Origin of the sequence: Pseudoalteromonas sp. PA2MD11, from assembly GCF_017808125.1 — a bacterium.
GTDB classification, from domain to species: Bacteria; Pseudomonadota; Gammaproteobacteria; order Enterobacterales; family Alteromonadaceae; genus Pseudoalteromonas; species Pseudoalteromonas simplex.
This window is the reverse complement of sequence record NZ_JADKNF010000026.1, coordinates 20,508-40,105: the sequence shown is the minus strand read 5'-3', so window position 1 is coordinate 40,105 and position 19,598 is coordinate 20,508. Positions and strand designations below refer to the sequence as shown.

Genomic DNA, 19,598 nt, shown 5'->3' with positions numbered 1-19,598 from the left:
AAAAAAAGCGAGCCGAAGCTCGCTTTATCATACATTAATTAATTCAAATTAGAATTTTAACGTCACGCTTGCATGGAAGTAACGACCTAAAGTGTCATAGTAACCAGCAATAGCATTTGCGTTTGTTGAAAGTGAACCACCTACCATTGGCGGCTCTTTATCAAGAATGTTATTTACACCAATAAGTACTGAAGTGTAATCATTCACCGTAAACGTGCCTTTAAGGTCAAGGTAGCTTTGTGAACCAATACCATCTTGTACAAGTGTATCAGCACCATCGTACTCGTTAACTGCACTGAAGTAACGCCATTTAGCTGTCGCTCTCCACCAGCTGCCTGTGTCATAGCTTGCGCTAAGAACATGACGCCATTCAGGTTGTGGGAAACAGCCATTATTTAGTGTATCTACACAATCATACACTTCACTTACACCAGGAATATTATCAAATTCCTTAGTCATCATGTAAGTACCGATTAGGCTTGTAGAAAGTGTACCACCGCCTACTTCAATGTCGTAGTTAGCACTTAAGTCGATACCTTCATAGTGAATTTTACCTAAATTAGTATTTGTCGCTACAACTTGGCCTGAACCAATCCAAAGACTAGCACTTCCCGGTGTACGTTGTACGTTATCACAGAAAACTGCTTGGCCAGTTTTACCACATTGCTCAACAATTAGTTCAGGATCAATTGCGCCAATTGCATCTTCAAGTTCGATATCCCAATAATCGATTGAGAAGTTAAAATCTTCAAATGGGTTACCAACAACACCAAGAGTGATTGTATCAGCAATTTCAGGACTAAGCTCAGGGTTACCACCAAAGAAACCATTGTATTGGTCAGCAGGGCTCTTACCTACGCTACCATATTGAGATGCAGGAACACCTGTATTAGCACACTCTGCTTGGCTAAGAGATGGTGTTGCACCTGCACAAGGATCGGTACCTGGCCATAAACCTGTGCTTTGTTGTGCGAATAGCTCACCGTTGTTCGCTGCACGTACTGCACGGTTATAGCTTGAACGGATTTTCCAGTTTTCAGTTACGTCCCAGTTCATTGCTACTTTATAAGTAGGCTCTGAACCTGATGTGCTGTAATCAGACCAACGATAGCCTAATTCAACTAATAAGCTTTCAACACCTGTGATACCTTCAACGATAGGTAAGCTTAACTCACCGAATACTTCAGTTACGTCATATTCACCGTTTAAGCTCTTAGTTGTACCACCTTGACCTAGTAATAAGCCTTGCGCGTAAACTTCATCCGCAGTACGGCTGAACGTTTCTTCACGGTATTCAGCACCAAATACTGCCGCGATTGGGTAATCTGAAGAAGGTAGACCCCATTCAAATTCACCAGTAACGAAACCATTCACGATAAACTGCTCTGTAACACCGTTAAGAATCGCAGTACCAGTTAATGCACCAGCTGACTCAGGAGTAACGCCTTGGTACGTGAATACTTCGTAAGGGATACAACCAGAAGTTGTTGAACAGTCTTCACCATTTGCAGAAAGCGCAGTGCTGATACGTGGACCGAAGAAGTCATTTTCGTATGCAGAAGATGAAGACGTTGAACCATACTGTACAAATGCTTCGTATGACCAAAGGTCGCTTAGCTCACCTCGGCTACCAAGTACTAAACGGAATGAGTTATGTTCAAGGCTATCTGCACGTGGGCCACCTTCAACGTTACGTTTACCGATGTAAGTTGCAAATTGGTCACCTGAAGTTAAACCGAAACGGTCAGTTAAGTTTTGACGCTGCGCATCTGTAAGAAGCGGGCTATCATAATCAATAACGTAGTTTTCGTTGAAGAACGTACCAGACTCAGCGATTTGCGCTGTAGTACGGTCACGCATGTACATCGCTTCCATGAACGGTTGGAAGTGATCATTAATTTCGTATTTAGAGAATAAACCTAACGTGTGACGCTCATTAGGACGCATGAAGTGGTTAATTGGAGCGTAGTTATATACGTTACCACTTGAAGGAATGAAGCTGCTATCAGAGCCAAGTGTCCAATAATCGTAATCATCCCAATCGAATGCTCCGCTGTCTGTAGGCGCAGAGATAAAGAAGTTAGGAATAACTGCGTTACCAGAACCACCACACGCTGTACCAGCAGCATTTAAAGCACATGAAGAATAGTCACGAGCACCTTGGCGAAGTTCATTTTGCTTTTGGTAAGTGAAATAACCAACAGCGTGGCCTTTACCGCTATCGAAAGAGCCACCTAATGTAGCTGAGAAGTCAAAAGAAGAACCATCAAAACCTGAGCTACCTTCTGGATAGTCAAAGTCACGTTCATCCATTAAACCTTGGATGTATTCATTATCATTGTCGTGTTGATATGCAGTTGAACCTAGGCTTACTTCAAAGCCTTCGAACTCATCATTCATTACAAAGTTTACAACACCCGCTACCGCGTCAGCACCGTAAGTTGAAGAACCACCACCAGTCATTACGTCAACACGTTTGATAAGTGCTGCTGGGATTTGGTTAATATCAGCAGATTGAGTGTAGATACCACCCGCTTGCATACGACGACCGTTGATAAGTACTAATGTACGCTGTGAACCCATGCCACGTAAGTCAAGAGTAGCTGTACCAGAAGCACCATTTGATTGGAACGCTGTGTTTGAAGCTTCAAGTTGAGGCAAGCTGTTCATCATGTCTTCAACACGTGTAAAACCAGCTACAGCGATTTCTTCAGCTGTTGTAACTTGTACTGGGCTTGCAGTTTCAATATCAGTACGTTTGATACGTGAACCTGTAACTTCAATACGTTCAACTTTTTCTGCTGCTTCTTCTTCAGCAGCATAAGAGTTTACAGAAAACGCAGCTGTAGAAGCTGTACCAAAAGCAAGCGCTAAGCGAACTGCTTTTGAAACTTTATTATTTAACATTTGATTCTCCCTGGACCACTATATTGTGGCTATATTTAGCATAAGCTTGTTTATTATTTGTATCGCATCAGGACTGCGACAAACAAATAATAAACAAATAAAACAAAATATCCAGCTCTTTATTTACAAATTTTTAATGAGACAGCAAAAAGTTTACTTTTACCAGTTTTAAGAGCGAAAAATAAACAAATAAGCATTTAAACTGAGCTTATTGATCATTCATCGCAATAAAGAGCCAAAAAAATGTTAACAATCTTAAAAAAGCCGTATCTGACGGTCACTTAGTGACGAAACTCTAGTACCCAAATCAACAACTATCATTTCAGCTATTGGCAACAATTGCTTATTTACATAAGTGCCATAATCATAATTATGGTGACCAGTGTAGTACTCAGCGCCGTTAGCGGTGTAAACATATTCAATTATTTGACCACGTTGAAACGTTAAGTTGGGATTGTCAGCTAAATACTGTTTCGCTGCTTTTACATGGGGAGGGATGTTTTTTTGGTAATCAGTCAAATGCTGACCCAGTCGCTTACGATAAATTAGCTTTGAATCAAATTCACCTTCATATAGTTTTTTAACATAATTATCAAACGCTTGAAAAATAAATTCTTGAGTGTAATTTTCAGAAAATAAAATCTCAAATAATTCTGTTTGAAACTTGTGGGCAAGCTCTGTCCAATCACTTCTAACTGTTTCCATCCCTTTAAAGACTAATTTTGAAACGCCTTTTTTTTCGACTTTTCCTACATAACGCTTTTTAGAACCCATTGTTTTACCTCTAATTGTTGGCATAAAAAATGGACTGAAGTGAGTTTCGTACTCTATTTCTAAAAAGCTGTTTATTTTATAATCTTCCTGCAATACACGCTGCCAGCATTTGTTTATTTTTTCTGCCAGTTTCGTACCGATTTTATTACAGTCTAGTGGATTTAGATAATCATCAAGCTTAACAAAGGTCGAATCTGTATCACCATAAATGACATCATAGCCCCACTCTTCAATCCAACGCTTGGTTGTTTGCATAATTTCATGACCGCGCAAAGTGATAGAACTCGACAATCGAGGGTCATAAAAGCGGCAGCCTTTCGAGCCAAGTACACCATATAAACTGTTCATGATGATTTTAATTGCCTGGGAGAGCATGGTTTGGTTTTTATCTTTGGCTATTTGTCTTGTCGCAGCCAGTCCTCGAATAAGTTCTGGCAGATGATGCTCAGTGCGTGAAAACTGTGCTTGGTTAAAGCCTTCGATTATATCATTTGGTTTTTTTAATCCCTCAATAAGGCCGAGAGGGTCTATACAAAATGTACGCATTATTGATGGATAGAGGCTTTTGTAATCAAGCACCAAGATATTCTTATATAGGCCAGGCTGCGATGACATGACATAACCACCAGGGCTATCAAAACTTAAGCCATGATCGCCTAAGTTAGGGGCTACATAGCCACTTCTATGCAGTAACGGCAGATAAAGATTAGTGAAGGCTGCAACTGAGCCGCCCATTCGCTCTAATTCAAGCCCTGTAAGCTGGCTTCTTACAACTGCAAAATCAAGTAACTTAAGTTTCTCAAAAATCCGCATCACTAAAATGCAATCTTGCCTGTTGTAATTAGCAAGAGACAGTTTGTCTTCATTAAACTGGCGAATAATTTCTTCAAGACGATTATCTGTATTTATTAGCTTCTCTTCGCCAAGCTCAATACTCGCTACATTTGCAAGACTAAAACTATCGTAATGATAAGTAGCGTTTTTTAAGGTATCAATTCCATCAATAACTACACGGCCAGGCATTGTTATGCGAGTAATATTTCCCGAGCGCACGCGCATTTTTTCTTTGTTGCGACCAAGCTTTAGAGATATACCTAACGCCTCGGCTCTTGCGTGAAGCACACTGAAGTCAAACTCAATAACATTCCAACCAATCAATACATCAGGGTCAATTCGCTGAATTTCATTTTCAAACTGAGTAAGAAGATCTATTTCATCTTCACACCAGTTGATTTGATAATCTAGATGAGTCGTTGGCTCTGGGCGCCCTATCATTAAGACTTTATCAATACCGTTTCCGACTAAACCAATAGAAAATAGTACGCCTTCGCCATTACACTCGATATCAATAGAAACATGTTTGAAGAAAGGTCTAAATTCATTGTTTGGTTTTAATCTTGCGTTCTTTAACAGTCGAAAACCACTTCGTGTTTGAATTTCACCTTTTACCCATACAGAGCCTTTAATGAAACGCTCCATCAAAAACCTGTCAATTGGCCTAACATCATCTTCAAAAGTGACTAGTTGTGAACTTTTTAAAACCTTAATGGCGCTGTAGTAATCTTTTAACGATTTAAAATAACAGCATATCACCGACTGATTTTGGAAGTTTTTTAGTTTGGCATCAGCAAAACGAGCATGAATGTTTTGATTTTGTAATAGTCGCTTTGCAGCAGTTACTTGGTTTTCAGGAATGAAAAATAACACCTCTTGGTGCTCAACCTGTACTTTTAATGGGCCATTTTCACACCAGAGCCAAAACACAAAACTAACCCCTGATGAGCTATCAAACGCTTCTTTAGAAAGGATAAAACCTGTATCTGTAACCATTTACTTCAAAAATCTATTACGGAAGGGGTATAGTACCCCCTAACTACATAAAATTATAAGAGCCAATTATGAGCCCAATTGATGCGATTAATAACGCAAAGACACTCGTTGCTACTGAACCACATAAAGCTAAAGTTATGTTGTTAGAAGTACTCAATGAACATCCAGAATATCACGATGGCTGGGCTTTACTTGCTGATACTCACAAACGACTGCAAGAGCATGAACAACAGCATAGCGCACTCAAACAATATGAAATGATTTATTGGTTTAATAAACAATTAGACACTGCGAAGCAACAATTAACCAATCAAACCCCTCTGCAAGCACAGCAAACCATTCAGCAATTATTAAAATTAGTACCAAATGAATATAGAGCACTTGATACGCTGGCTGAGATCGCATTTAAAGTGGGTGATAGCAAAGCTTACTTTGCAATATCAAAACATAACCTTGAAAACAACGCACAAAAACAAACTGTTAAAGAAAGCTACTGTAAAGCCTTACTCAATACCAAGCAATTTGATGAGTTAATCTCTTTTTACCACTCGTCGATATCTTCACCGACATTATATATAGAGAGCTTATTAGCGATCGCTCATGTAAAACTAATGCAATTTGATGAAGCAACAGCCCTCTATAACAATTTACTCGATGCAAATTATTACACAGCCCAATGCCACCTTCGCCTTGGCAACATAGAAAAAATAAAAGGTAATACTGGGCTGGCTATTGATCATTACAAACAAGCACTACAACTAGATAGTAAACTAGGCGAAGCCTATTGGAATTTGGCAAATTTAAAGACATACGTTTTTGACAGCGAAAATATCAGTAACCTCGAGCAGCTCACACAAACTGCTAAACCACACCTAAATAGTGCCCAATTCTACTTTGCGCTTGCAAAAGCGTATGAGCAACAGGGTAACTTCAGCTTATCATTTGCGATGTTAGAAAAAGCGAACAGTATTCAAAAGTCACTCACTCCCTACAAACCGAGTAATTTCACTTCTCGTTGCACGCAACATTTTAATCAAAAGCCAATGGCTCATAATACATTTGATGAGTCGTTACAGCTGATTTTTATCGTCAGCTTACCCCGCAGTGGCTCTACCTTGGTTGAGCAAATTTTAGCAAGTCACCCTGATGTTGATGCTAGTTATGAATTAACAGAAATTAACGCAATTGCGCGAGAGCTTGAGAGTAAAAAACTCTCAGATGTACCTTATGGCCTTGATAATCTCACAGAACAAGATAAGGCTCATTATGCCGCAAGGTATTTGAATTTTATTGCGCCATTACGTGGGAGAAATAAGATATTTATCGATAAACAACCCACAAACTTCCATCATATTGCATTGATAAAAACCCTATTCCCGAACGCTAAAATACTCGAAGTTACGCGAGATAAAGCCGCAACAGCATGGAGTTTATACAAACACTCTTTTTCAGAGGGCCACGCCTATAGCTACGATTTCACATCCCTTGCACAATACATAAATGATTATACAGACTTAATGTCACACTGGGACACGCTATATGCTGGCGAAATTTATACAGTCGATTATCAAAACCTGGTTAATGATTTTTCCAATACGGTGGCTGAATTACTACGTCATTGCAATTTAGAGATGCATGAAAACTGTATTAATTTTTATAATCACCAACGTCCAATAATGACGCCAAGTTCTGAACAAGTAAGGCAACCGATTTACAAAGATGCTTTAACTCAGTGGTCAAACTACAAGATTCACCTCGAGCCCCTGTTAAAGCTATTAAAATAATAATCGAACAAGTCGCTTGTAGTTGCCCAGTTAAATCTCTAAAATTCATTACTGTAATTATATACATACTTTAGGTTTTCTGGGCATGCTTTCTGACTCTTTAAAAAAAACAATTCGGCAAATTCATAAGCATGTTGCTGATAACCTCACCGATTACCGCCCTCGAAGCAGTCAAAACTATTTAGTTGCCGAAATAGCAAAAACGCTAGCTGGCGAATATCACAAGAGCCAACGAATTTGCGTTATTGAGGCAGGCACCGGGACCGGTAAGTCGCTAGCGTATTGTTTAGGGGCATTGCCTTTAGCGATGGCCAAGAAAAAGAAATTAGTGATTTCGACGGCAACCGTTGCTCTACAAGAACAGTTAATTAGTAAGGAGCTGCCTTTTTTTAAAGAGCACTCTGGCCTCGACATCAAGTTTGATTTAGTGAAAGGTCGACAGCGTTATATCTGTGCACAAAAACTGAGTGCCGCCGTCAATGGCGACAGTCAAACGCAAATGGAGTTTATGCCGACCCTATCATCGCCCCTTTCAGATATGGAAACCAAATGCTTAAAGCAACTTTATGATGCTTATTCAAAAAAGCAATGGCAAGGCGACCGCGATAGCTGGGCTGATACAATTCCTGATAAAGTGTGGAATTTAATTGCTTGTGATAAGCATTCATGCCAACGACAAATGCGCGCTCATCAGCTCTGCCCTTTTCATATGGCACGTCAGCGTCTGATGCAAATGGATGTGCTAGTGATCAACCATTCTCTATTACTGGCTGATCTTGATTTAGGTGGCGGTAAGATTCTACCTGAACCTGACGATACGATTTATGTTATCGATGAAGCACACCATTTAGCGCACATCACCCGCGACTTCTCTTCTGCCGCAGCAACCATTAAAGGCACCATAGACTGGCTCGACAAGCTGGTTAAATTTGCCGGCAAAATGGCCAATGTGCTCGTAGGTCAAAAAGCGATTGGGCAAAATTTTAAGCTCAGTGACAGTATCAATGATGCCGGTAAAAATTTAAAAGTAGTGCGTGATATTCTTGATAACGCAGACTTTAATTATAACAGTGATGACACCTATCGTTTTGAACATGGTGAAATCCCAGCATCTTTACATGCCAAAGCAAAAGATATTAGCGATGCCACCCTTGATGCCCTAAGAGCACTCAACAAGATGCACGATACCTTAGTGCAAGACGTAAGTGATGGCGATGTAAAACCTTATGTGGCCGATCCAATCCTGGCTGAAAGTGGTCAGTACATTAATCGTCTAGAGTTATTAAACAAGCTGTGGTTTAGTTACGCCACAAAAGGCGAAGGAATTCCCCATGCGCGCTGGATCAAACGCTTAGAATATAAGAACCATCACGACCATTTACTTAGTGATTGTCCTATTGAAGTTGGCTATTACCTTAAAGATAAATTATGGAATCAATGTGCGGGTGCCGTGCTTTGTTCAGCCACCTTAACTGCATTGGGTTCATTTGACCACTTTGCTTATGAATGCGGTCTTGTCAAAGAAGAAGGCGTAAAATACATAAAAGTCTCTTCTCCATTTGATTACCCTAAACAAGCGACCCTGCATATTCCTGCAAGTCATATTGAGCCAACCGATAAAGCGTTTAGTGATCACTTAGCTGAGCAATTGCCCAAATTCCTTGATGATAAAAAAGCAAATTTAGTGTTATTTGCCTCTTATTGGCAGATGGATCATGTTGTTAAAGCATTACGTAACAAAGGAATTGAGGTCTTAGTGCAAGGAGAAATGTCTCGTGAAGCCCTGCTTAAAAAGCATAAAGCCAATGTGGATTTAGGCCGTGCTAGCTATTTATTTGGCACTCAAAGTTTATCTGAGGGTCTTGATTTACCAGGTAAATACTTAGAAAACCTGGTAATTACAAAAATTCCATTTGCGGTGCCTACCTCACCAATAGAAGAAGCGCAGGCCGAGTTTGTGCAAAGTAAAGGTGGCAACCCGTTTCTTTCGATAACCGTACCTGATGCGGCAAAGAAATTAGTACAAAGCTGTGGTAGACTGCTGCGCAAAGAAAATGATCAGGGTCGCATTACTATCCTTGATCGCCGACTAGTGACCAAGCGGTATGGCAAAGCCATGCTCGATACCTTGCCACCTTTTAAAAGACAAATTGATTATTAATGTTTGAATTAGCTTTAGACCCAACAACCTGGGCACTATTATGTGCAGTTGCACTAGCAGCCGGCTTTATTGACGCAATTGCAGGCGGCGGTGGCATGTTAACGGTACCTGCACTATTAACCGCAGGTTTGCCGCCTCACCTCACATTAGGTACCAATAAACTTGCAGCAAGTTTTGGTTCATTGACAGCCAGCGTAACGTATTTTCGTAAAAAGTTGTTCAACCCACGGTTTTGGGCTGCGTCCATTTTAGCAACAGCCATTGGGGCGCTCGTAGGTACTTTAGTGGTAGATTACTTAAGTATTGAATTTTTAAATAAATTACTACCGGTGGTAATTATTTTAGTCGCTTGTTACAGCTTATTTGGCAGTTTAAGTACAACTGAGCATAACGAGTTACCAGAGCTTGATAGTAAAACTAAAGTTAAACAGTGGCTGCAAGGGCTTGGACTTGGGTTTTTTGATGGTTTAGCAGGCCCCGGCACTGGCACATTTTGGACCGCATCAAATAGCCTTTTATATAAAATGAGCTTATTGCTTAACTGTGGTCTTGCCCGCTCAATGAACTTTGTTTCGAACTTTATTTCATTAATTACATTCGTGGCGCTTGGTCATGTAAACTTTTTACTTGGTATCACAATGGGCTTTTTCTTGATGCTTGGGGCATGGTTGGGAGCACATTCAGCAATTAAGTTTGGTAGTAAAATGATCCGCCCAGTGTTTAACACTGTGGTTATAGTGTTAGCATTAAAGTTAATCTATGAGGCTTACTTATAAATGCAATCAACTGCTTTTGATAAACTACGGTCACAAATTGAACGGCTAAAACAATTAGCCATGCAATTTGATAAAGGTAATTTATTTGCGAAAAATCGCTACATGCAAGCCCAACCAAGTTTGTTTGATAAAGCCGTGTTTAGCACAAAAAGTATGAAGCTGGCTGACTATGTAACCGAAATCGAAGATGAGCTTAACAGCCTGCCGCCAGCTGAGCATCGCCATGCTTATCAATATGCGCTTGAGCGTATTGCCATTCAAGTCGAAGCGGTATTCAATGTAATCAAATCAACCCCGGTATGGGCTAAAGAAAATAAATACAGCTTTAAGCCGAAAGCTAAGCCACAAGTTTATAAGCAAGCAGTTAAAAAAATCATGCAGTCATCCCATGAACTGTATGACGAACTAAAACAAACCCATGAGTTTGAACGCCGCTTAGTTTTGATGATCGAAGAGCGAAAACTTAAGCTCGACGCTGCAAATGCACAGCAAGCAACCGAAATTAATAAAGAAATATTAGCTTTACATGCAAGACTTGGCCGTTGTCGAAAGGCTATTTCAGCCACTGAAGACAAAATTCAGCAAGTCGAGAAACAGCAGCTGAGATAATGTTTTACTATCATCCAAGTTATTCAGCGTTAACTTTACCCGAGCGTCACCGCTTTCCCATTGATAAATACCGCATGTTAAAACAGCTTGTTAGCAACTTTATTGATGAGCAGCATTTTATTACCCCACAACAAGCCACTAGAGCGCAGCTTGCTCTTTGCCATAACCCCGAGTATATCGACGCTTTTTTAACTGGTAGCCTTGATAGCAAAGCAATTAAAAAAATGGGCTTTCCTTGGTCCACTCAATTGGTTGAGCGAACACTTTACTCTGTTGGCGCAAGTATTCAAGGCGCTGAGTTTGCTTTGCAACAGGGTGCTGCTTTTAACCTAAGTGGTGGTTATCATCATGCTTTTACGAGCTATGGTAGTGGTTTTTGTATTTTTAATGACTTAGTGATAGCCGCAGCACACTTAATTGATTCAGAGCAAGCCGACACCGTATTAATCTTTGACTGTGACGTTCACCAAGGTGATGGCACAGCCGAAGTTACACAAGCACATCCTCAAATCATTAGCTGCTCAATTCATTGTCAGCAAAACTTCCCGCGTATTAAACAACAATCAAACTACGATTTTGCGTTAGAGCATGGCACTACAAATGCTGAATACCTAGAGACAGTCAAACAAGCTTTAGCCTTAACAATTAGACTCCACCAGCCAGATATCATTTTGTATAACGCCGGCGCAGACATCGCAACAGATGACGAATTAGGACACTTTCAAGTGAGTTTAGAAGGCGTGTATCAGCGTGACCATTTTGTATTAAACCAAGCCAAGGAAGCAAAAATCCCAGTGTTTGCAGCCATGGGCGGTGGCTACCAACGAAATGTAAGCCGTTTGGTTGAAGTTCATAGCCAGCTTTATAGGGCAGCTGTCGATTTATTTTAAAGCTTGGTATACACTAAAAGTGACTTTTAAATAAGGCTAACTTTGTATGAAATTGCATGACGACATTCATAATTACTATGAAAAATTGGTTGTCGAAGACATCTCAAAACGTAACTTAGAAGCGACCTATAGTGATGATGTTATGGCAGATTTATGCTGCACAGTATTAAATCAACTGCCTGCTCGTTACATTCGCTACGATGTCGATATGGAATTTTATTTACCGCAAAAAGAACGTATTAGAATGGAGCAACAAGTGCAAACAGCTATTGATGTAGCGATCAGCCAAGTCGCTAAGAAAAAGGAATTGCAAAAATGAGCAGTGAGTTAGAAGGTGCGCCTAACTATATTAAAATTGCTGTTGACCTTATTATGCTATTAGAGCAAAACGATGTCCCCGCCGAAGATGTATTAGCAGCTTTAGAAATCGTTAAGTCTGATTTCGAAAAGAAACTACCTAAATCAACCGATTAATAGTCCGAAAATGGCGAGTATTAGAGCAGAAATTTGTTATGCTCAGGTTTTATAATTCAAGAATGTAAAACCATGTCATTGCCAAGTTTATTACGCTTATTCATCCTTGCTGCTATTTGGGGCGCTTCCTTCTTATTTATGCGCATGGCAGCGAATAGCTTAGGCCCTGCAGTATTAATTGAGTTAAGAGTTGGCTTTGCTGCAATTACACTGTTTATTTTTGCGATGTACTTACGAAAGCAACTCGCTTTCACGACCCACAAAAAGCATTTTTTCATTATTGGCGCACTTAATTCCGCCCTTCCCTTTTTATTGTTTGCCTATGCAGCGCAAACAATTAATGCCTCAACCTTATCCATATTAAATTCAACGACCCCTATTTGGGGTGCCATCGTTGGTATTGTATGGAGTAAAACGAAGCCCACCAAAAGTATGTTACTTGGCTTGCTATTAGGTTTAACGGGCGTAGCTATTTTAGTAGGGCAGAATAGCCTGATTATCGACACGCAAGCAATCACAGCAATTGTAGCTGCATTGTGTGCCTCGCTCAGCTATGCCATTGCATCTCATTACACAAAACATGCACCTAAGTTATCTGCTTTCGATAATGCCCATGGCAGTATGTGGGCGGCAAGTATTATGGTTCTACCGCTTATTTTTGTTATTCCTGCCAGAGAAATACCAAGTAATGAGGTGATGCTTGGTGTGGTGGCACTCGGTGTGCTATGTACTGCAGTGGCATATATCCTGTTTTTCCGTTTGATTGATGACATTGGCCCAACCTCTGCGTTGACTGTTACCTTTTTAATTCCATTATTTGGCATTGTTTGGGGCAATTTAATTTTAGATGAGCAAATTGGACCTAATACCTTAGTTGGCGCATTGTGTGTTATCGCGGGTACCATGCTGGTCACCGGCTTTATTCGTATCAAGCCATTTTTAAAACGAAACACCTTGTAACAGAATCACCTTTGCAATTAAAAAATCAGGCTATAATCTATACATAATTTTTAAATAATAAGGAGAGTATTATGTCAGGGACAACCATGGTGGTATTGATTGTCTTGATTTCTGTGGGTTCAGGTGTGATTTATGATATGTATAAAAAACATTTAGAGTTTAAATCTCGAACATTAAAAGACAGCAAAGAAGCGAACGAACATGTCGCTGCAGTAACAAAAGAGCTTGTAGAGCTAAAAGAGCGTGTGCAAACGCTCGAAGCCATTGTTACTGATTCAAGCTACAGCGTAAAACAAGAAATTAATAAACTCTAATTAAGTTAGCTCTTATTAAGTTAATAATGCACTGTATTGTTCAAGCACAGGCTGATAGTAATCGGCATCTTGATTTAACATACGTTGGTAATGAGCACATAACTGCTTTAGATAAGCTTGGTGCTCTTTACTTGTTAGCTGCCACATTTGCTGGCCAACTCGAGTGATCGACTGCGAAGAAGACGCACTCATGGCAATAACTTCATAAAATCGTTTGTTTTCACACACCAACTGCTCAGATACGAGCCCCAATGGCAGTGTCTGCAAATAGCTGCGAACTTGATAACTGTGATGTACAGGGCAAACAATAAAGTCGATACGCGTATTTGGTTGTTGACTAACAATCCGCGCTAAAAATCGCACTAATAACTCACCTCCCACCCCCGCAATAATAACAAGGTGACGCTTTTTAGGATCTGGTGAAATCATTGCCACATCTTGGCAATGTACCTGCCAACGGCCGCGTTGCTCACTTGTGGCAAAACGTTCGAGTTTATCACTTAGTACCTGCATCAGCTCAGGCACAATATCAACGAAATGTATAAGCTGGGCTTTATTTTGCTGTAATAGCTCAATCCCTAACAAACCGTGATCGCAGCAACAATCCCAGATTTCGTCATACCCAGAATCAACTACATCAACAATGGCTGAAAGTCGTTTACTCAGTGCCATTAGTTTGCTGTTTTATAGACTAACGCTTTTAAGCTGCGATCACTGTCAACCTCAATAAAGCCATCAGTAGGAGCTAGTCGCTCAACAAAACTAATTGCCCCTTGGGTATGATCGATAATGAGATCTTTAAACGCCTGCTCAGATAGCTCAGGGCTATTTGCACACAGTAGCAACTGGGTGTTTTCATTTAGCAGCTCAGGTAAACGACGTAGGATTTTTTGATAATCCTTGGTCAATATAAAACTGCCTTTTTGAAAACTCGGCGGGTCTACGATGATCAATTCATACGGTGCTGATTTTTTAAGCTTACCGAATGATTTTAGAATATCGTGCGGAAAATAACTAACACCTTGATCAAAACCATTTAGCTGATGATTTTGTTTACCTGTTCGCAGCACCCCTTTATTCATGTCCATATTAATAACTTGGTCTGCCCCCCCCTGCATTGCTGCAACAGAGAAGCCACACGTGTATGAAAATAAGTTGAGCACTTTTGCATTTTTACTATTAGCTTGAACAAACTCCCGGCCACGGCGCATATCAGGGAAAATCCCAGTATTTTGGCGACTCAATAAATCGACTTTAAACTTAATACCATTTTCACTAACATGGTGCTCTTGGGGTAATTCACCAAACATCAGGGCATTACGAGTGTTAATGCCACTACGTTGTTGGTAAACCAATGCACTGACAAGCGCTGGCGCATTCTCTTGCGCCCATTGCCACAGGGTATCAGTTAATTGCGCAAGTACTTGTTCATCTATTTCTTGATATGAAACTAAAAAGAGTGCTGGCGGATAAAAGTCTAAGTTTATGTGGCTCAGCTCAGCGACTGAGTGACCACGGCCATGGAATACACGACATAATTCATTAGCAGCAAGTGGCGCCTCTGCTAAAGCATTTAAAATGGCAGAAAAATCGTTTGTCATCATCTTTAGTTAATTAACTGTTGTTGTAATTCGTGAATTTCATCACGCACAGACGCCGCTTTTTCAAACTCAAGATCGCTAGCATAAGCATGCATTTTCGCTTCAAGAGCTTTGATTTGGCTGGCAATATCTTTCGCGCTGAGCACTTGTTTAGACTCTTTACGCACTAACTTAAGGTTGTCTTTCGGGCTTGCTTCTTCGCCCACATCCATAATGTCGGTAATACTTTTAACCAGTGCTTGTGGCTCAATACCATGTTCAAGGTTATAAGCTTGTTGTTTTTCACGGCGGCGGTCTGTTTCATCAATGGCTTGTCGCATTGAATTAGTGATGCGGTCGCCATACAGAATTGCTTTACCATTTAAGTGACGCGCAGCACGCCCTATGGTTTGAATAAGTGAACGAGTCGAACGTAAGAAACCTTCTTTATCGGCATCAAGTATCGCCACCAGTGAAACTTCTGGCATGTCGAGACCTTCTCGCAATAAGTTAATGCCCACTAACACATCAAATACGCCAGCACGTAAATCACGGATAATTTCAACCCGTTCAACAGTGTCGATGTCTGAGTGCAAATAGCGCACTTTTACGTCATGGTCGTTGAGATAGTCAGTTAAATCTTCTGCCATACGCTTAGTTAACGTGGTCACAAGCACCCGCTCATTCACTTCTACTCGTTTATAGATCTCAGAAAGTAAGTCATCAACCTGGGTGCCCACAGGGCGCACTTCGATTTCAGGGTCAATAAGCCCGGTTGGACGAATGACCTGCTCTGCAACCTCCCCTGATGAGCGCTCAAGCTCAAAGTCACCAGGGGTTGCCGACACATAAATAGTTTGCGGCGCAATGGCTTCAAATTCTTCAAAGCGTAATGGGCGGTTATCTAACGCTGATGGCAAGCGAAAGCCATACTCAACAAGATTTTCTTTACGGCTTCTATCGCCTTTATACATAGCACCAATTTGCGACACAGTAACATGTGATTCATCAATAATCATCAATGCATCATCAGGTAAGTAATCTAATAATGTCGGCGGTGGATCGCCCGGTGTTCTGCCAGATAAGTATCGCGAATAGTTTTCGATGCCAGAGCAATAACCAAGCTCGGTCATCATTTCAATATCGTACTGGGTGCGCTGAGCAATACGTTGCTCTTCCACAAGTTTGTTGGCACTGAGTAACTGAGCTCGGCGGTCTTTAAGCTCATCTTTAATTTTATCAATGGCATCAAGAATTTTTTCACGGGGTGTTACATAGTGGGTTTTTGGATAAATAGTCGCACGTACAATATGCTTTTCAACTGCTCCTGTAAGCGGGTCAAAAATACTTAAGCGCTCAATTTCATCGTCAAACATCTCCACACGCACAGCGTAAGTATCCGATTCAGCAGGAAATATATCGACCACTTCGCCACGTACGCGATAAGTACCGCGGCTAAATTCAATATCATTGCGTGTATATTGCAATTCAGCAAGCCGACGCAGCATATCGCGCTGATCGACGGTTTCACCTACTTTTAGTAAAAGCATCATCTTCATGTATGAGTCAGGGTCGCCCAAACCATAAATAGCAGACACCGAAGCCACAATAATGGTATCACGTCGTTCAAGCAGCGCTTTGGTGGCACTTAAACGCATTTGTTCAATGTGCTCATTAATAGACGCGTCTTTTTCAATAAAGGTATCGCTGGCAACAACGTAGGCTTCTGGCTGGTAATAATCATAATAAGATACAAAATACTCAACCGCATTATGAGGGAAAAACTCTTTCATTTCACCGTAAAGCTGTGCAGCGAGTGTTTTGTTGTGTGCCATAATAATGGTTGGCCGATTCAAATCATTAATGATATTGGCCATGGTGAAGGTTTTACCCGTTCCTGTAGCCCCTAATAATGTTTGATGTGCAAGCCCAGCCTCTAGGCCATCTTTTAACTGTGCAATGGCCGTTGGTTGGTCACCACTTGGCTGAAACTTAGAAACTAGTTGGAAATGGTCGCTCATGAATGACACTCCTTCATATATAACTCACTTAAACCATCAACCTCTTTGATAAACCATTTATAAGCAACCATCGCAGTGAATAAGTTACCAATAGCCGCACCAATAAATAAACCGGTTAAACCTGCAATTTCGCTACCTATATAAGCAAAAGGAACATAAAAAACAAACAGACGTACCACACTTAAAATCAGTGCATTCATTGGTTTATGCAAGGCATTAAATGAAGAGTTAGAAAGAATAATCACCCCTTGCAGGCCATAACTCAGTGGCAAGATATAAATAAATAGCTTAATCACATCCATTACTGCTTGCTCTTTACCAAATACATCAGCAATAAAGCCAGAGGTTAACAGCAGTAAAATATAAATAGCGAACTGCCAAATCATCACGAATTTCAAGGTTTTTGAGTAAGCTTCTTTCACTCTATCAAACTTACCTGCCCCAAAGTTTTGACTTACAAATGGTGGTAAGGTCATCGATAAAGCAAGCACCACAAGGCTTGCGATAGATTCAATGCGACTGCCTACACCAAACGCTGCAACCGCCTCAGGGCCATGCTTAGCTACTAATGCCGTCATGACCGCCATCGCTATTGGCGTCAACATATTTGCGCCTGCCGCCGGTAAACCTATTTTAAGAATTTTACGAACTGAACTAACTGCTGTTTGCTGACCAGCATGCAGGCTCAACAAACCGTTCTTAATTGCCAGAATATATAAAATAATAATTACTGCAACCGCCCAAGCAATAACACTCGCAATAGCAGCCCCTTGTATACCTAAGGCTGGAATTGGCCCAAAACCAAAAATTAGTACCGGATCTAAAATAGCATTTATCAGCCCCGCTCCACCCATAACAATACTTGGCGTTTTGGTGTCGCCGCTGGCTCTAAGCACTGAATTGCCAACCATAGGGGTAATTAAAAATACACTGCCGATGAACCACACGCTCATGTAGTCATGAATAAGTGGCAAAACTTGCTCACCTGCTCCTAATAATTTAAAGATAGGCTCAATATACAAATAACCTAAGGCAGAAAGGCAAAACACCATTACAACCGACACCAGTAATGACATACTGGCATCAAAACGAGCTTCATCTAAATTATCACTTCCGAGTGCTTTAGCAATAACTGCGGAGGTACCTATCCCTAATCCGATTGCTAAACTAATTACAGTAAAGGTAACTGGAAAAGTAAAACTTACTGCGGCTAATGGCTCGGTGCCTAACAAACTGATGAAGAAGGTATCGACTAAATTAAACATCATAAGAGTGATCATTCCGAAAATCATAGGAATGGTCATTTTTTTTAAGGTCGGCAGAATTGGGGAGTTTAAAAGATCAGGTTTAGTTTTGCTCTGCGGTTTCACGCTCATAAGAATTCTTGGCCTCTTTATATGAGCCTATAAGTTTAAAGCATCCTTCACTTGCAAGCTATGCTTTATTCACAGAATCAAAATCGATGTACAAAACTATAACTTTTGACGCTTTGACATAAAAATAACCACTAACCCTTATAAAAAACAATATAAAAACAAATTTAATAGCTTTATTACAATTAAATGGCACTATTCGCTGTTTTTTTACACAATAAATAGCATCATTTCATCGTCACGAATAAATTTACTTATCAATTCAGCATCGCTTCAGATAAAAACACTAACACATTGATTTAAAATGAATTAAAAAAACTTAATTAAACACTTGAAATTGCTGGAGCGCCCTAAAATCCTAGTACTATAGCTGTTCTTAAAGTTTAATAAACAGAGTTATCCACAGAAACCGTGGATAACTCTCTAGAAGCCGCAAATATAAAGGCTTTGAAGACTAGCTTGAAACTGATAAAACGAATAATAGCGAAGTATCCCGTTTTGACCCTTTTGTAAGCTTCTAGAAAAGAATGTGTAAAAAATGCTCTCCCCTTAATGGAAAGCCAGCATGAAACATAAAACACGACAACACACTATTCAGTAACCAACTGATATGTATACCTAAAAAGAAATTTAGTCATCCTCGACAAACATTGATGTCGATGTGCTTCATAAAAAAAGATGGAATATTCGCCATCTGTAGTAAAAAAATACAAGAAAAAAATAACACCTGAGGATGGCCTAATAAAAACTTTTAGGTTTGATTTTCTCAATCAAAAGAAATTATTGCATAAGTGATGATTTCCTCACTTTAATAGAGAATATCTGAGCAAAGAATGGTTTTTTATATTTTCAATTTGGTACTACTGCTCAAAAAGAATGCAAAAAAGTCATCTTTTCGACATAGCTAGTCTTCTAAAAAACAAAAAACGCTGAGCTTTTCAGCTACATTTTGCTCAGATCGAACATAAAAACATCGAATAAGCTTCTTTTTTGAATTTATGAAGTTTTTATGTTGACACTTTGCAATGCTGTCATTAATATTTCGCCCCGTTGAAAGGCATGACGCTTCCCCCTTAGCTCAGTTGGTTAGAGCGACGGACTGTTAATCCGCAGGTCCCCCGTTCGAGTCGGGGAGGGGGAGCCAA

The 19,598-nt window shown here is 40.2% G+C and carries 15 protein-coding genes and 1 tRNA gene; 10 read left to right on the top strand and 6 right to left on the bottom strand.

From position 1 onward, the window contains the following. Window positions 1–48 precede the first annotated feature (48 nt). Both ISP07_RS19790 and ISP07_RS19785 read right to left on the bottom strand, forming a co-directional pair. Window positions 49–2,907: a TonB-dependent receptor domain-containing protein gene (locus ISP07_RS19790; protein WP_209328656.1), complete on the bottom strand. Its 2,859-nt coding sequence runs from the start codon at window positions 2,905–2,907 to the stop codon at window positions 49–51. Window positions 2,908–3,162: 255 nt separating this feature from the next. Then, a complete protein-coding gene (locus ISP07_RS19785; RefSeq protein ID WP_209328655.1) occupies window positions 3,163–5,511 on the bottom strand; it encodes a DNA polymerase II in 2,349 nt (782 codons plus the stop codon). 68 nt (window positions 5,512–5,579) lie between these two features. Between ISP07_RS19785 and ISP07_RS19780 the strand changes: the two genes are divergently transcribed. From ISP07_RS19780 to ISP07_RS19740, 9 genes are all read left to right on the top strand, one after another. Beyond that, a complete protein-coding gene (locus ISP07_RS19780; protein ID WP_209328654.1) occupies window positions 5,580–7,295 on the top strand; it encodes a tetratricopeptide repeat-containing sulfotransferase family protein in 1,716 nt (571 codons plus the stop codon). Window positions 7,296–7,380: 85 nt separating this feature from the next. Further along, window positions 7,381–9,456, top strand: coding sequence for an ATP-dependent DNA helicase DinG (gene dinG, locus ISP07_RS19775; RefSeq protein ID WP_209328653.1), 2,076 nt, complete (start codon window positions 7,381–7,383; stop codon window positions 9,454–9,456). Beyond that, window positions 9,456–10,232 (top strand): TSUP family transporter, encoded by a 777-nt coding sequence (locus tag ISP07_RS19770; RefSeq protein ID WP_054553678.1) that lies wholly within the window; start codon window positions 9,456–9,458, stop codon window positions 10,230–10,232. The genes dinG and ISP07_RS19770 overlap by 1 nt, the downstream gene beginning before the upstream one ends. Continuing rightward, a complete protein-coding gene (locus ISP07_RS19765) occupies window positions 10,233–10,841 on the top strand; it encodes a primosomal replication protein (protein WP_209328652.1) in 609 nt (202 codons plus the stop codon). Further along, on the top strand, window positions 10,838–11,731 hold the full coding sequence (locus ISP07_RS19760) for a histone deacetylase (RefSeq protein WP_209328661.1): 894 nt from the start codon (window positions 10,838–10,840) through the stop codon (window positions 11,729–11,731). The genes ISP07_RS19765 and ISP07_RS19760 overlap by 4 nt, the downstream gene beginning before the upstream one ends. Before the next feature lie 46 nt (window positions 11,732–11,777). After that, the gene (locus ISP07_RS19755; RefSeq protein WP_138602087.1) at window positions 11,778–12,050 is read left to right on the top strand and encodes a late competence development ComFB family protein; all 273 of its coding nucleotides are present in this window, start codon (window positions 11,778–11,780) and stop codon (window positions 12,048–12,050) included. Beyond that, window positions 12,047–12,205, top strand: coding sequence for a YbaM family protein (locus ISP07_RS19750; protein ID WP_082389283.1), 159 nt, complete (start codon window positions 12,047–12,049; stop codon window positions 12,203–12,205). Before ISP07_RS19755 ends, ISP07_RS19750 begins: the two co-directional genes overlap by 4 nt. A gap of 72 nt (window positions 12,206–12,277) precedes the next feature. Continuing rightward, complete coding sequence (locus ISP07_RS19745; protein WP_054553682.1) at window positions 12,278–13,165, top strand: DMT family transporter; 888 nt, start codon at window positions 12,278–12,280, stop codon at window positions 13,163–13,165. Window positions 13,166–13,236: 71 nt separating this feature from the next. Continuing rightward, a complete protein-coding gene (locus tag ISP07_RS19740) occupies window positions 13,237–13,479 on the top strand; it encodes a hypothetical protein (protein WP_054553683.1) in 243 nt (80 codons plus the stop codon). A gap of 15 nt (window positions 13,480–13,494) precedes the next feature. Here the strand turns inward: ISP07_RS19740 and ISP07_RS19735 are convergent, their stop codons facing one another. From ISP07_RS19735 to ISP07_RS19720, 4 genes are read right to left on the bottom strand one after another with little or no spacing between them, the layout of a single operon-like run. Then, on the bottom strand, window positions 13,495–14,151 hold the full coding sequence (locus ISP07_RS19735; protein ID WP_209328651.1) for a tRNA (adenine(22)-N(1))-methyltransferase: 657 nt from the start codon (window positions 14,149–14,151) through the stop codon (window positions 13,495–13,497). Then, window positions 14,151–15,080 (bottom strand): class I SAM-dependent methyltransferase, encoded by a 930-nt coding sequence (locus ISP07_RS19730; RefSeq protein ID WP_209328660.1) that lies wholly within the window; start codon window positions 15,078–15,080, stop codon window positions 14,151–14,153. Before ISP07_RS19730 ends, ISP07_RS19735 begins: the two co-directional genes overlap by 1 nt. A 5-nt stretch (window positions 15,081–15,085) precedes the next feature. Beyond that, window positions 15,086–17,080: an excinuclease ABC subunit UvrB gene (uvrB, locus tag ISP07_RS19725; protein WP_054553686.1), complete on the bottom strand. Its 1,995-nt coding sequence runs from the start codon at window positions 17,078–17,080 to the stop codon at window positions 15,086–15,088. Next, window positions 17,077–18,456, bottom strand: a complete 1,380-nt coding sequence (locus tag ISP07_RS19720; RefSeq protein WP_209328650.1) for an MATE family efflux transporter — start codon at window positions 18,454–18,456, stop codon at window positions 17,077–17,079. The genes uvrB and ISP07_RS19720 overlap by 4 nt, the downstream gene beginning before the upstream one ends. A gap of 1,064 nt (window positions 18,457–19,520) precedes the next feature. On the opposite strand from ISP07_RS19720, the gene ISP07_RS19715 reads away from it, so the two are divergent. After that, a tRNA-Asn gene (locus ISP07_RS19715) sits at window positions 19,521–19,597 on the top strand. Window position 19,598: the final 1 nt, after the last annotated feature.

Coding starts and splice junctions, on each gene's coding strand:
- ISP07_RS19790 (WP_209328656.1), bottom strand. CDS start 2,907: ATGTTAAATAATAAAGTTTCAAAAGCAGTTCGCTTAGCGCTTGCTTTT.
- ISP07_RS19785 (WP_209328655.1), bottom strand. CDS start 5,511: ATGGTTACAGATACAGGTTTTATCCTTTCTAAAGAAGCGTTTGATAGC.
- ISP07_RS19780 (WP_209328654.1), top strand. CDS start 5,580: ATGAGCCCAATTGATGCGATTAATAACGCAAAGACACTCGTTGCTACT.
- dinG (WP_209328653.1), top strand. CDS start 7,381: ATGCTTTCTGACTCTTTAAAAAAAACAATTCGGCAAATTCATAAGCAT.
- ISP07_RS19770 (WP_054553678.1), top strand. CDS start 9,456: ATGTTTGAATTAGCTTTAGACCCAACAACCTGGGCACTATTATGTGCA.
- ISP07_RS19765 (WP_209328652.1), top strand. CDS start 10,233: ATGCAATCAACTGCTTTTGATAAACTACGGTCACAAATTGAACGGCTA.
- ISP07_RS19755 (WP_138602087.1), top strand. CDS start 11,778: ATGAAATTGCATGACGACATTCATAATTACTATGAAAAATTGGTTGTC.
- ISP07_RS19750 (WP_082389283.1), top strand. CDS start 12,047: ATGAGCAGTGAGTTAGAAGGTGCGCCTAACTATATTAAAATTGCTGTT.
- ISP07_RS19745 (WP_054553682.1), top strand. CDS start 12,278: ATGTCATTGCCAAGTTTATTACGCTTATTCATCCTTGCTGCTATTTGG.
- ISP07_RS19740 (WP_054553683.1), top strand. CDS start 13,237: ATGTCAGGGACAACCATGGTGGTATTGATTGTCTTGATTTCTGTGGGT.
- ISP07_RS19735 (WP_209328651.1), bottom strand. CDS start 14,151: ATGGCACTGAGTAAACGACTTTCAGCCATTGTTGATGTAGTTGATTCT.
- ISP07_RS19730 (WP_209328660.1), bottom strand. CDS start 15,080: ATGACAAACGATTTTTCTGCCATTTTAAATGCTTTAGCAGAGGCGCCA.
- uvrB (WP_054553686.1), bottom strand. CDS start 17,080: ATGAGCGACCATTTCCAACTAGTTTCTAAGTTTCAGCCAAGTGGTGAC.
- ISP07_RS19720 (WP_209328650.1), bottom strand. CDS start 18,456: ATGAGCGTGAAACCGCAGAGCAAAACTAAACCTGATCTTTTAAACTCC.